Genomic DNA, 13060 nt, shown 5'->3' with positions numbered 1-13060 from the left:
CGGGAATCTCCCCGCCGCCATGCTCCTTCTTGTACCAATCGTAGATACGACCAACGAAGGGTGAAATCAAGGTAACTCCAGCTTCCGCGCATGCGACTGCCTGGGCAAAGCTGAAGAGAAGTGTCAGGTTGCAATGGATGCCTTCCTTCTCAAGAAGTTCGGCGGCTCGAATACCTTCCCACGTGCTTGCGATCTTGATGAGGATGCGTTCGTGCGCCACGCCCTTCTCATTGTAGAGCGAGATGAGCTTGCGAGCTTTCGCGATAGTACCCGTGGTATCAAAGCTCAAGCTGGCGGCAACCTCGGTAGAGACACGGCCGGGGACGACTTTGAGAATCTCGCCTCCAAACAGGACGAAAAGACGATCGATAAATTCTTCCGCCATTTCTTCGTGACGGCCGCCGCGTTGTTCGGCCAGTTCGGCAGCCTCTTCCACAAAGTGCCTGTAAGTCGGCATCTGGGCAGCCTGAAAGAGAAGCGACGGATTGGTGGTGGCGTCCTGAGGCCGATGTTTGGCAATGGCTTCAATATCGCCCGTGTCCGCTACAACGATAGTGTATTTCTTCAAGGAATCAAGCAATGTCATTGTAATCTCCAATCTTTAATCATCGTCCTTGTCATATTGCCGAAGGCGACTACTGGCAGCCTCCTTCCGCCAACGCCCACTCTTGTGAAGTACTCCCTTTAGTTGCGAGGTTTGTGCAGCGCAATCTGATCCTTCGCCGCCGTTACGACGTCGTCCACGCTGAAGCCGAACTTCTTCAATAGCTGCTTGAGGGGCGCCGATGCTCCAAAGGTCTCAATACAAATGCTGCGCCCCTCGGACCCGGTGTATTTGCTCCAGCCAAAATCTGACGCCACTTCCACTGATACTCGGGCTCGCACCTGCGGAGGTAGAACAGATTCGCGATAATCCTTATTCTGATCGTCGAATAGCTCCCATGACGGCATACTGACCACTCGTGCCCGCACGCCCTCCTTGGTCAACTGCTCGTAAGCCTCCAGGCATAGTGCAACCTCGCTTCCGGTCGCGATGAGGATGACCTCGGGCGAGCAGGCGGCGGCATCCGCCAGGACGTAAGCTCCGCGGGCCAGGCCTGCGGCCGGGGCGTACTTTGTGCGATCGATCGTCGGCACCGCCTGGCGTGTGAGTACGAGCACGGCTGGCGCATGATGCAGTTGCAGGATCACCTTCCAGGCCTCGACTACCTCATTCGCATCGGCCGGCCGGATCAAGATCAGGCCAGGCATGGAACGCATGTGCGCAAGCTGTTCAATGGGTTGATGAGTCGGGCCGTCCTCTCCAACCCCAATCGAGTCGTGAGTGAACACGAAAATAACCGGGAGTTCCATCAACGCGCTCAGCCGCATAGAGCCGCGCATGTAATCGACAAAGATGAAGAATCCCGAACCGAAGGGCCTGACCTTCACCAGACTCAGTCCGTTCAGGATGGCTCCCATGGCATGTTCGCGGATGCCGAAGTGAAAATTGCGTCCGGCATAGTTCTCTGCCGAGAAATCTCCCGCGCCCTCCTGCGTAATACGTGTCTTGGTAGATGGTCCGAGGTCCGCGGACCCTCCGATCAACCAGGGAATATTCTTGGCGAATGCGTTCAGTGCCTTAGCCGAGGATTCACGCGTCGCCAGGCCTTTCGCGTCCGCAGGGAATTCCGGCAGGTCATGGTTCCAACCTTCAGGGAGCTGGCGGTGCTGCATGCGATAGAGCTCTTCCGCGAGTTCCGGGTACTGCTTCCGATATTCCGCGATTCGCGCGAACCAGGCGTCACGTAGCTGTTTCCCGCGCTTGCCGATGCCCTCACGGAAATGATCGTAAACGCCAACGGGTACGTAGAACTTCTTATCTTCTGGCCAACCATAATTTCGCTTCGCGAATCGGACCTCCTCCTCGCCCAGGGGTTCACCATGTGCCCCACTGGTATCCTGCTTGTGCGGCGCACCGTACCCGATATGGCTGTCCACGATGATCAGCGTCGGACGATCTTTGCAATTCTGAAAGGTCCGGAATGCGCGGGCCAGCATCTCGAGATCGTTTGCGTCGCCAACCCGCGTGATATTCCATCCGTATCCGATGAAACGAGTGGCCACGTCCTCGGTGAAGGCCAGGGAAGTGTTGCCTTCGATCGTGATGTGGTTGTTGTCGTAGATCCAGCACAGATTCGAGAGTCGCAGGTGTCCGGCAAGCGAGGCACCCTCGCTGGAGATACCCTCCATCATGCATCCATCTCCGCATAGCCCGTAGACGTTGAAGTCGAAGAGATCCTCGAAACCGGGGCGGTTGTAGCGCGCGGCCAGCCACTGCCGACCGATCGCCATGCCGACGGTGGTGGACACGCCTTGGCCGAGCGGCCCTGTGGTTGTTTCCACGCCCGAGGTCCAGCGGTACTCCGGATGTCCTGGGCAGCGGCTGTCCAACTGTCGAAACGCCTTGATGGCGTCCAGTGGCACCGATACCTCGCCGAGACTTTCGTAGTCTTTGCTGACGGCCCGGACCTCGGTCAAATGAAGCAGGGAATAGAGCAGCATGGACGCATGCCCTATCGACAGCACGAAGCGATCGCGGTTCGGCCATACCGGATCTTGCGGATCGAACCGAAGGAACTGTTGCCAGAGACTGTATGCCACCGGCGCCAATGCCATTGGAGTTCCAGGATGTCCCGAGTTGGCCGCCTGAACCCCATCCATGGAGAGCGTACGTATGGTATTGATACTGGTCTGTTCTATTGATGGCAGTGCCGGGATAGTTAGGCGATCACTTACTGGGCTCATTGAGGGTTCCTTTCGCGCTGGCATTCGCTGGTGTGCCACTCTGAAGGAAGCAGGCCGTGGGGTGGCTGCCACTATACGCCCCCTCGCCTCGTTCAGGTTAGGCTGACGGGTGCGGGAACCTCCATCCGGTAATTTCCGGGCTGTCGATGCCGTGCTTGTACGCGTGGGCCCGGCATGCGATCTGATGGTTACGGTATTTCTCTTTCGCGTGCCCTCCGATTTTTTGCAGCTTGGGTACGCGATCGATGGCATCGATAGCCAGGCTGAAGCGGTCGATCTCGTTATTCATCGCCAGTTCCATTGGAGTGTTAATGTTGCCTTTCTCCTTGTAACCCCGAACGTGGATCCATTTGTTCTTGCGAGCGTAGGTGAGGCGGTGAATCAGGTATGGATACCCGTGGAAATTGAAAATGATCGGCTTGTCCACCGTGAACAGGGAATCAAAGTCGCAATCCGTTAATCCGTGAGGGTGCTCCGTGCTCGGCTGCAGTTTGAACAGGTCGACTACGTTGATGAAGCGAATCTTCAGGTCAGGGAACTCCTCGCGCAGCAACACCGTTGCGGCGAGCGCCTCCTGCGTGGGAATATCGCCAGCCGAAGCGAATACGACATCAGGTTCGCCACCATGGTCATTACTCGCCCAGTCCCAGATTCCGATGCCTTTCGTGCAGTGCTCAATCGCGGCATCCATGTTCAGATATTGAAGATGCAACTGCTTGTCGGAAACGATCACATTGACATAGTTTTCGCTCCTGAGGCAATGGTTGGCGACCGATAAAAGACAGTTAGCATCGGGCGGAAGATAGATGCGAGTTACTGCAGCGCTCTTATTCAAAACAACGTCCAGGAATCCGGGATCCTGGTGAGTGAAACCGTTATGGTCCTGTCGCCAGACTGTTGAAGTGATAAGGAGATTCAGCGAGGCTATATCTCGACGCCAGGACAGATGGCTGCAGATCGACAGCCATTTCGCGTGTTGGTTGAACATGGAGTCGATGACGTGGATAAAGGCCTCATAGGAGGAAAAGAAGCCATTGCGCCCGGTAAGCAGATAGCCTTCGAGCATGCCCTCCATCGTGTGCTCGCTGAGCATCTCGATGACGCGCCCATCGGTCGCCAATTCGCCCTCGTCCTTGTCCTCGGGAAAGTAGTCGGCTATCCAGAATTTCTTACTGACTTCGTATACAGCTTGTAGCTTGTTCGACGTCGTCTCGTCCGGACCGAACATGCGGAAGTTGTTCATGTTCAACTTCATCACGTCTCGCAGAAAGTTCCCTAAAGGCGGAACATTCTCGACCTCAATCGTTCCTGGTAGCACGACCTTCAGCGCGTAGTCGGCGAAGTCAGGCATACGCAGGTTCCTCTTCAGAATTCCGCCGTTGGCATGAGGATTGGCGCTCATGCGGCGGGTCCCAGTGGGCGCGAGCTCTTTGAGCTCCGCAATGAACCTGCCATTCTCGTCGAACAACTCTTCGGGCTTCTGCTCGCGCATCCATGCCTCGAGGACCTGCAATTGCTCGGTGCTTTTCTTCACATCCGTCAGGGGGACCTGGTGGGCGCGCCAAAAACCCTCGAGCCTGTGACCGCCCACCTCTTTCGGAGCGCCCCAGCCTTTTGGGGAACGCAGCACGATCATCGGCCAGCGCGGGCGGCTTGCCATGCCGGTGCGTCGGCATTCCTGTTGATGCTCTTTGATCGCCAGGATGCAATGTTCGACGGTGGCCGCCATGGCTTGGTGCATGCTGTCGGGGTCTGAGCCCTCCACGAAATGGGGCGTCCAGCCGTACCCTCGCATCAGGTCTTCCAACTCCTGGTGTGAAATGCGTGCCAGAAGAGTAGGATTGTTAATCTTGTAGCCGTTCAAGTGAAGAATCGGCAAAACTGCGCCATCGCGAATGGGGTTCAGGAACTTGCTGATGTGCCACGAAGTTGCCAACGGACCCGTCTCCGATTCACCATCTCCGACGACCGCTGCGACAATCAGGTCAGGGTTGTCGAACGCGGCGCCGCAAGCGTGAGAAAGCACGTAGCCCAACTCGCCTCCTTCGTGGATTGAGCCCGGAGTCTCCGGCGTACAGTGACTGCCGATGCCACCCGGAAACGAGAACTGTTTAAAGAACTCGCGGAGGCCAAGCTCATCTCCGCTTTTTTCGGTGTAGATCTCGGAGTATGTTCCTTCCAGATAGCACGGGCCCAGAACACCGGGCGCGCCATGCCCGGGTCCAGCCATGAAGATCATCTCCTGGTCGAATTTCTTGATCAACCGGTTCAGGTGGATGTAGATGAATGCGAGGCCGGGGCTCGATCCCCAGTGCCCGAGCAGGCGGTTTTTGATGTGCTCGGGCCTCAACGGTTCTTTTAGCAAAGGATTCGCCTGGAGATAAATCATCCCGAGCGCCAAGTAATTGCAGGCTCGCCAGTACGCGTGCATCTTTCTCAGCTCTTCCGAACTTAGTGGTGAGCCTTGGATCGTCGCTCGCGCTGGTCCATACGCACTCAGTGGTAGCGCCGGTGTTTCTTCAACTAGAACGTGCGGCTGCGTGGATGACATTTCAATACCTCCTACTTCTCTCGGGGACGCTGCGGGACAGCAGATTGATTACCCGCTCGGTGAGCACATCAGAGAATTTGAATGCTAGATATTCATTCATCAAATCCAGAAGCAGGTTGTCTCCTTCCTGGCTGATGGTGGTTCTTTCACAGCTATTACTAAACTCAGCGATCCAAAATGTGTTTTCCAATCCTTTCTGTAACCGTGCGGAACTGACATTTCTAGAGTCAACTTCAAGTCTTCTCATCCCAAGAATGATCCTTGCGTTCCTGTTCGCCATGTTCGAGAAACTCTGCTACCAGAAAATCTGAACGGTGCCGAAACCAGAGAACAAGCAGAGCTCATCAACAGCAGCTTGTTCCAATAACCTTGCCGGTGTGCAAACAACGTACTACTCGCAAAGTGCGAAGTCTGTGACATCGAGCTTCTCGATGAGGACAGATTGCCACAATAATTCTTCGGCGATGATATGTTTGCCGTCTGTGATCAGAATCACATAATTGGGAAAGCCACTTGTGGAGCCGTCTCTCTTGCTGTGCTGATTCTTCATCGCCGCACGACGCCCAAGTTTTGTAATTGGACTTCGAGTTCCTTCAGCACATGCTGTTCCGGGAGATCGGCAGGTCGATCGAGGCCCCGATGATGCGAAATTCTAATTCGCAGCATTCCCTGCGCCTCCGCGAGACTTGAGCCACCAAGAACAATTTTTGAAGGGAATGACATAACCTCAAGGCAGCAAAAATCCTTGGATTGCTCATGTGAAACTTTCTCTGCGAGTTTCTGCAATTCGGCGTAGGCCAGCGTGTAGTTTGGATCAGGACCCGGCAGCGCCAGATCTTTTTTGGGATTTAAGCCGTAGATATCAACATCAAAGCCAGCCTGAATTGTTCGATTGGTCGCTGGAAGGCTCCCGTGCTTCTCAGTGAGCAAGATGTTGTATGGCAACACTTCGTAGAAAGCATGATACTCTTTTGCCAACTCGTGAAGGTCCTTATGCATATCAATAGTCCTCGTCATTCATTTCCGAATATGCAAGTGCACAGTTGTTGATGGCACGCTCTTAGAAGCTATGACTCGCTCATTGCAGAGTCAGTGACCGGGATCCCACCGCCTGATTGTCCCACTCGGCTCGAGTCGCAATGTCCAAAACAGCGGTGGTGGACGCGCATGTCCGGCTATGCGCCCTTGCTTCAGGAGACGTGAACTTGCGAGAGTTCCTGCAACACCATCTCCAGGATGGGTCTCTGCCACTAGGACCGCAAGGTGTCGAAGGGCTACAGCCGGAGATTCTTGGCTCAAACCATGTATCGCTCTGAACTGCAGAGTTCCACATGGCTGGATACCCACAGGAAGGAACCCGATGCTAGTTCGCTTCCTACAGCTAGCGCAATGGCGAGGCCCGAGACAAACTTTCTGTTTTTAGCTACTAACGCTATAGCACGACCAATGGCAACAGTCAAGCCCATATACTCTCCCGCCACCTGCAAACATGCACCCATTCTGTGAAGGCTTAGCGGGCCTTAGCGGGCCTCTTCGAAGTGGCACTACACTCAAGAGTGCCTGTGAAGTGACTCTAGGGACACAAGCGTTCTCTTGCCAACTGGCAGATCTTACAGTTGTTATGGGTGCCGGATGGGGGGATAAAGAAACAGCTTGGAAGGAACGTTCGTTGGCGCATAGCCACGGGGCTATGCGCCCGAAACCAAGCGCCGAATGGAGTCTAGAAAGTCGAGGCATGTGCGCTGGGACGACGGTCATCAAACGGAATCACAGCAAACAGGTCCGATTTCACCGAAATCTCCAACCCAGCGGTGATGAAGGAGTACGGTTAAAGGCAGGTGCTGGCCAGCGACGATGCTCTTCGAGAGCTCGGAGGTGCAATGAACATGGATGCATTAACAGCGCAGCTTCGGGTCCACTGCAACAGTTCAAGTCACTACCAGCGACGGACCTCGTGGTTGGGGATCTAGAGGAACTGCTTCTGAGACAGTCATAAGGGGTCCATCTATGCTGCGACGCCAAATTCAGACCTTGCCCACCTTTATCTATCCCCATGACCCATTTCGCCTGGTAGAGAAGAAATTCAATCCCGGGCGGATGGCACAGATGGAGACGCTCTTTGCGCTGGCCAACGGTTACCTGGGCATCCGGGGTACCTTCGAGGAGGGCACGCCGGTCTTTCGCAAGGGCACACTGATCAACGGGTTCCATGAGACTTGGCCGATCAACTACGCGGAGTCCGCCTATGGCTATGCGAAGGTCGGACAGACCATTGTCAACGTCCCGGATGGGACGTTGCTTCGGCTCTATGTCGATGATGAACCCTTCGACCTCGCCCGGGCCACGCTGGTGGATTACGATCGCAATCTCGACACACGCACTGGGATTCTCTCGCGCGATGTGACTTGGGAACAAGGCTCGGGTAAGCGAATTCGCATTCGCTCACGTCGGCTGGTCTCGTTCGAACACAAACATGTGGCCGCTATTTCCTATGAGGTTACCCTGCTCAACAGTGATGCGCCCGTTGTCATCTCGTCCGAGTTGGTATATCAGGAAGAGACGCAGCCAGTGACAGGTGATCCGCGAGGCAGCCGCGCCTTTGAGCAACGAGTCCTTCTCCCGCAAGGCCTACAGGGTTCCGATACCGAGAGCATCCTGACCGCGAAGACGCGAACCAGCAGTATGACCCTGGCCTGTGGCATGGATCATCTGATCGAGAGCGACGGCGCGTATGAAGTCGACAACCGCTCGCTGGACGAGCGAGGTAGAGTAGTTATCTCCTTCCAGGGCACCGCCGGGCAGACGTTACAGCTCACGAAGCTGCTGACTTACCACACCTCAGCGCAGGCTCCCGTAGACGAGTTGGCCGAGCGGGTCGATCGAGCCTTGAAGCGTGCGCGCGCCTTGGGCTTCGAGGGACTTGCGTCCGGCCAGAAGGTCCATCTCGACAAGTTTTGGGATCGAGCTGACGTCGAAGTTCGTGGGGACGAGGAGCTCCAGCAGGTAATCCGCTTCAATCTGTTTCACATTTACCAGGCCAGCGCGCGCGCCGATGGGATGGGGCTGCCGGCCAAGGGCCTGACCGGACATGGCTACGAAGGCCAATATTTTTGGGACACCGAGATCTATGTGCTGCCCTTCCTGATTTACACCCACCCGCATCTGGCTCGGAACCTTTTGCAGTTCCGGTATCGGATGCTGGACGCTGCTCGAAGGCGTGCGCGTGAGGTTAACCAACGGGGAGCTCTCTTCCCCTGGCGCACCATCAACGGCGAGGAAGCCTCTGCTTACTTCGCCGCAGGTACGGCACAGTACCATATCAATGCGGATGTCGCGTATGCCCTCATGAAATACGTGGAAGTTACGGGCGATACGGAATTCCTGCAGAAGGAGGGCGCGGAAATACTGATTGAGACGGCACGGATGTGGCGAAGCCTCGGCTTTTACTCGAGCCACGTCAATGGCCAGTTCTGCATCCATGGTGTTACCGGACCGGACGAGTACAACACCGTCGTCAACAACAATGCCTTCACGAACCTGATGGCCAGAGAGAATCTCTGGGCGGCCTCAAGGACCCTGCAGGAAATCCGGGACAGCAGCCCCGAAAAGTTCGCCCGTCTGGCCCAGGAGATCGGTCTGAACGAGAGTGAAATTGCCGAATGGCAGACCGCGGCTGACCACATGTACGTGCCTTATGACGAAGCCAAGGGGATCCATCTTCAAGACGATGAATTTCTGAGCAAGCAACCGTGGGATTTTGGCAATACTCCCGCGGATAAATACCCGCTGCTCCTCCACTTTCATCCGTTGGTGATCTACCGCCACAACGTGATCAAACAAGCCGACATCGTGCTGGCGATGTTCTTATTGAGCCACCAGTTTTCCCCCGAGCAGAAAAGGAGGAACTTTGATTACTATGATCCGCTGACGACCGGGGACTCATCCCTGTCCGTCTCGATTCAGAGCATCCTCGCCGTGGAACTGGGCTATCGCGAAAAAGCTCTCGAGTATGGAAGATACGCCCTCTGGATGGACCTGGCGGATGTTCATGCCAATGTCGAACAGGGCTGCCACATCGCTTCGATGGGCGGGACCTGGATGGGCCTCGTGTATGGAATCGCTGGTATGCGCGAACAGAACGGCCGGCTCACTTTCCATCCGCGGCTTGCCCGAATTGAAGACCTGCTGCGAATGGAAGGCGTGCTACGAATTGAAGGTCTGCGGTTCAATCTCACCATCCAAGGACAACTTCTGACGGTAGATATCGACGAGCACACAGGCCAGGCCACCTACCATCTCCGCGAGGGAACTGGGCTCACGATTGTTCACCTGGAGGAAGAACTGAAGCTCGAGCCCGGCAAGCCGGTGTCGCGCGGCTTCAATGTTCATAAAATCGATGAGCGAGCTTTGCGAGCAACTCAAGCCGACAGCGCGGCGTGATTCTGTCAGAACGACTCCGGATGCCGCTTTCCAGATGCAAGTAGTGGCTTGACTGGTCCGGCGCTTCCTGGATGGTTCAGTTCGATCGTGGGCGATTGACCAGGAGGGCAATAGAGCGAGGCTACGCCGCATAGGTGTTGCTCATCACCGGCTCGGTCCATCCCTCGATAAAATCCTCCGGCGGATTGCGCGACGTATCGATCATCCGATACCACCGTTCCACGTCGGCCGGCGTGCCAGGCAAGGAAAACGTCAGCGGCTCCAATAGGCATTCAGCATCAGGTGCAACGCGTCGCCCGTCTCCAACTGCGCCATGACGGCAAGGCTGTGCGACTCAAACGAGAGATCTGGCTCCCACAACCGAACACCATACTATTGGATGCGCGCTCGCTCCAGAAGCTCCGATAAGGACAGTTCGGCATTCGCCCCACGGGCGAAGTGCCGCCGCAGCCGGATGAGTAACTGTACAAAACGATGCAGGTCCGCGTGCTGCGGCACAGATCCCAGTCAAACCAACTGATGTCGTTGTTCTGACAATAGGTGTTATTGTCCGAGCTGCTTTTGGGAGACGACGGGCAGGTAGGTGATCGTGCTCCAGTCGCCATATGCGTCTCTTTTCTGTGCAGCTTTCATGGTGATCCTCCTTGATGAATCTGGACATATTCCCATATTTGGGTGCGCTACAAGGCGCATGGAAAAGAACACGTAAACGTACGATCTGTGAACGGACGGCTCCATACTTCATCCAGCTTTGAAGCTGAATAGGTTCGCAACCATTTAAATGCGCCAATCCGTAGGATTGCAATCTCTGATAGCGCAAATTCTGGAGTAAGAGGCACGCGAACTTGCCCCTAAGCCATTGAAGACAAATAGCAGCGCAGTACAGTAATTGCGCCAACCTACAATCGCCTCATAGCGCTGCGTGTTGATGGCCAGTCCGGGTAAGCACGTCTGTGCTCCTGTCTGCCGCAACAGGGAGCTGTCCGTATCTCCGATGGATCTGCCCTCAAGAGTGCTTGTGGAGTGAGTCTAAGGCGTTAGTGTGTTCGTGCCTACTGATAAATCTTGTAGTTGCCGTGTGGGCCGATGAGGAGTAAAAGAAAGAAAAAGGCTGGAGGGGATGCTCGGAGACGCATCGGTGCGCGTTCTCTCTCCAAAGGCAAATGCTGATAAGGAACCTGGGTGTGCTGCTGATATCGTGCCGAGCTGTTTGATACATGGCGTGCTCGCTGGCACCATGCGAATCCCTCGTCGTGGGTCCAGGCTGTTGATCGAAAGCGGGTGGGTATATGATGTCGTTCCCAGAGATAACACGAGAGAACTTTGACGCCGTCCTGTTCGACTTGGACGGCGTATTGACAGCCACGGCAAAGCTCCACGCCGTCGCGTGGAAGCAAACATTCGACGAGTACTTGAAGCATCGAGCCGAGACACGAAAAGAGACTTTCGTTCCATTTGACATTGGCGAGGACTACCGCCAATACATTGACGGCAAGCCACGGTTCGACGGAGTGCAAAGCTTTCTTGCATCGCGCGGGATCGAATTGCCTTATGGAAAGCCGAACGATCCGCCCACCGCTGAAACGATTTGTGGAATCGGCAACAAGAAGAATGAACTGGTCAACGAGATCATGGAGAGGGAAGGCGTTGAGGCCTATCCGGGATCGGTTAGGGCGGTGAACTATTTGAAAGAGCGCGGATTTAAGACGGCGGTAGTTTCCTCAAGCAACAATTGTGCGGCGGTGCTCAAAGCGGCCCGAATCGAGTCGCTTTTCGATGTCCGTGTTGACGGTCGGACTGCCGCGGATCTGCACCTGGCGGGAAAGCCCGAGCCCGACACGTTCCTGGAGGCGGACCGGCAACTTGGGGTTGAGGCCAGGCGCTCGATCGTCGTCGAAGACGCGTTGGCTGGCGTGCAGGCGGGCAAGCGAGGCGGCTTTGGACTGGTGATCGGGGTCGCTCGCACCGGAAACGCCGATGCATTGAAGAAGCAGGGAGCGGACCTCGTGGTCGGAGATCTCGCGGAATTGCTTCCGCCTGTAGAAGGTCGATGACCGAGTTTGGCGAGCTGTTTCAAGAGACACTGCAGCACGACTGCTTCAGAATGAGTTCGGTAGTCGGGCAGGTGTTTTAGCTACGATAGTCTGCCGCGTTACCGCCGTTTGGGCGTAGGTACGGTCGATTGCGCTTCAGACCGCGAAGGCGCCGCGTGAGCGAGTTGCTGTTCCATGCTAGCCAGAAGGCGGTCGATGCTTCTCTGGACTGCACGACTCATCTCTTCCACGACGGAGCTCACAGTGCGTTGCCCGACTCTGGACGTTTGCGTCGCCTCGCCTGTCCATACCGTGGAGGCAGTGCGCAAATTCACCAGTTGGGCGGTCAATGTCGCCTCCACTCTCACCCCACCCCATAGTCGATCTCATCGAGTCGCTCCAGCCTGCCGGTCAGGAGATTCTCGGGCTTGTCGCGTCCATCATAGGACTCGACGCTTGAGAACGAGCCTGAGGAGCGTAGGGCTTCCATGACCGCCGTCGTAACGGTTGCGCCGTCGCGCTCATCCGCATGCACGGCCGCTCAGTCGCGGCCCAGCCTTCAATTGAAAATCAAGAAAATCAAACGTTGATTTCGACGGAATACATTGGTAAGGACAGGCGGACCTTTCATCGTTTGTCGGAATTACACTTCTGGCTATTCAGGCTGCCGCTCTGCGACTAAGACGCCTTCGACAACAGCACGAGACAAACTCCATTCCAGCTGTCCTTATGCGTGGCGGGCGGAGGCACTCCGCGCAGCGGCACCGTCCCGATGCTTTGGTTATCCAGGTGGAAATGGGTATGCAGGTAGTTTCTCACGAGAATCGCACGGCTGCGGGACAGTGCCAGCTGGTCGCCTGGTGTTCCGGAAATGGCGTAACCCTCAACCACAATGGCGCCGCCGATTACAGGATCGCCAAGCTGGGCAACCGCTGCATCGATCCGCACTTTCCCCGCGCGAGATAGCAATTCGCCTTCACCCTGCCTTGGCTCGAAAAGTTCCGCAGCTTCGATCCACACGCGCGGATTTCTCGGATTCGCAAACACCTTGTCCTGGCGATATTCATCGGGCGCCAAATGCGCCATGGAATAGTAACCGCGCTGTTTGAAGAACCCCCGGAAGAAAAACTCATGCTTGAGAGCCTCTGTATCCTCGGCCATATTGCCGGTAGCTTCATTCGCGTTTGAGAGCGTCTCTCGAATGTTGTCGCCTGCATCTCTGCCTTGCGTGTCCGGTGCGAGAGCTCTC

The 13060-nt window shown here is 55.8% G+C and carries 9 protein-coding genes and 1 pseudogene; 2 read left to right on the top strand and 8 right to left on the bottom strand.

What is annotated here, in order from left to right; all coding sequences use genetic code 11:
• From Q363_RS26445 to Q363_RS26425, 5 genes are all read right to left on the bottom strand, one after another.
• Window positions 1–592 (bottom strand): transaldolase family protein (locus tag Q363_RS26445; protein ID WP_425387787.1); only part of this gene is annotated, 592 nt, incomplete at its 3' end.
• 92 nt (window positions 593–684) lie between these two features.
• On the bottom strand, window positions 685–2787 hold the full coding sequence (gene tkt / locus Q363_RS26440; RefSeq protein WP_051979368.1) for a transketolase: 2103 nt from the start codon (window positions 2785–2787) through the stop codon (window positions 685–687).
• 97 nt (window positions 2788–2884) lie between these two features.
• Window positions 2885–5287 (bottom strand): phosphoketolase family protein, encoded by a 2403-nt coding sequence (locus tag Q363_RS26435; protein WP_425387786.1) that lies wholly within the window; start codon window positions 5285–5287, stop codon window positions 2885–2887.
• A gap of 442 nt (window positions 5288–5729) precedes the next feature.
• Entirely contained in the window at window positions 5730–5888 is a 159-nt protein-coding gene (locus tag Q363_RS41275; protein WP_157467610.1) for a hypothetical protein, read from the bottom strand.
• Window positions 5885–6337 (bottom strand): hypothetical protein, encoded by a 453-nt coding sequence (locus Q363_RS26425; protein WP_157467608.1) that lies wholly within the window; start codon window positions 6335–6337, stop codon window positions 5885–5887. The genes Q363_RS41275 and Q363_RS26425 overlap by 4 nt, the downstream gene beginning before the upstream one ends.
• A gap of 1008 nt (window positions 6338–7345) precedes the next feature.
• Between Q363_RS26425 and Q363_RS26420 the strand changes: the two genes are divergently transcribed.
• On the top strand, window positions 7346–9778 hold the full coding sequence (locus Q363_RS26420) for a glycoside hydrolase family 65 protein (protein WP_051979366.1): 2433 nt from the start codon (window positions 7346–7348) through the stop codon (window positions 9776–9778).
• Window positions 9779–9899: 121 nt separating this feature from the next.
• Here the strand turns inward: Q363_RS26420 and Q363_RS41270 are convergent, their stop codons facing one another.
• Window positions 9900–10043, bottom strand: a complete 144-nt coding sequence (locus Q363_RS41270) for a hypothetical protein (protein ID WP_157467606.1) — start codon at window positions 10041–10043, stop codon at window positions 9900–9902.
• 1024 nt (window positions 10044–11067) lie between these two features.
• On the opposite strand from Q363_RS41270, the gene Q363_RS26415 reads away from it, so the two are divergent.
• A complete protein-coding gene (locus tag Q363_RS26415) occupies window positions 11068–11832 on the top strand; it encodes an HAD family hydrolase (protein WP_035356739.1) in 765 nt (254 codons plus the stop codon).
• Window positions 11833–12175: 343 nt separating this feature from the next.
• Here Q363_RS26415 and Q363_RS41265 read toward each other — a convergent pair whose 3' ends face one another.
• Window positions 12176–12346 carry a hypothetical protein gene (locus Q363_RS41265; protein WP_157467604.1) on the bottom strand — a complete coding sequence of 57 codons (171 nt, stop codon included), beginning with the start codon at window positions 12344–12346 and terminating at the stop codon, window positions 12176–12178.
• A 143-nt stretch (window positions 12347–12489) separates the two neighbouring features.
• A pseudogene (locus tag Q363_RS26410) lies at window positions 12490–13060 on the bottom strand (MlaD family protein); the annotation flags it as partial.

The organism is Edaphobacter aggregans DSM 19364 (assembly GCF_000745965.1).
Lineage (GTDB): Bacteria > Acidobacteriota > Terriglobia > Terriglobales > Acidobacteriaceae > Edaphobacter > Edaphobacter aggregans.
The sequence above is the reverse complement of the archived record's forward strand: the minus strand, read 5'-3'. Positions and strand labels throughout refer to the sequence as shown.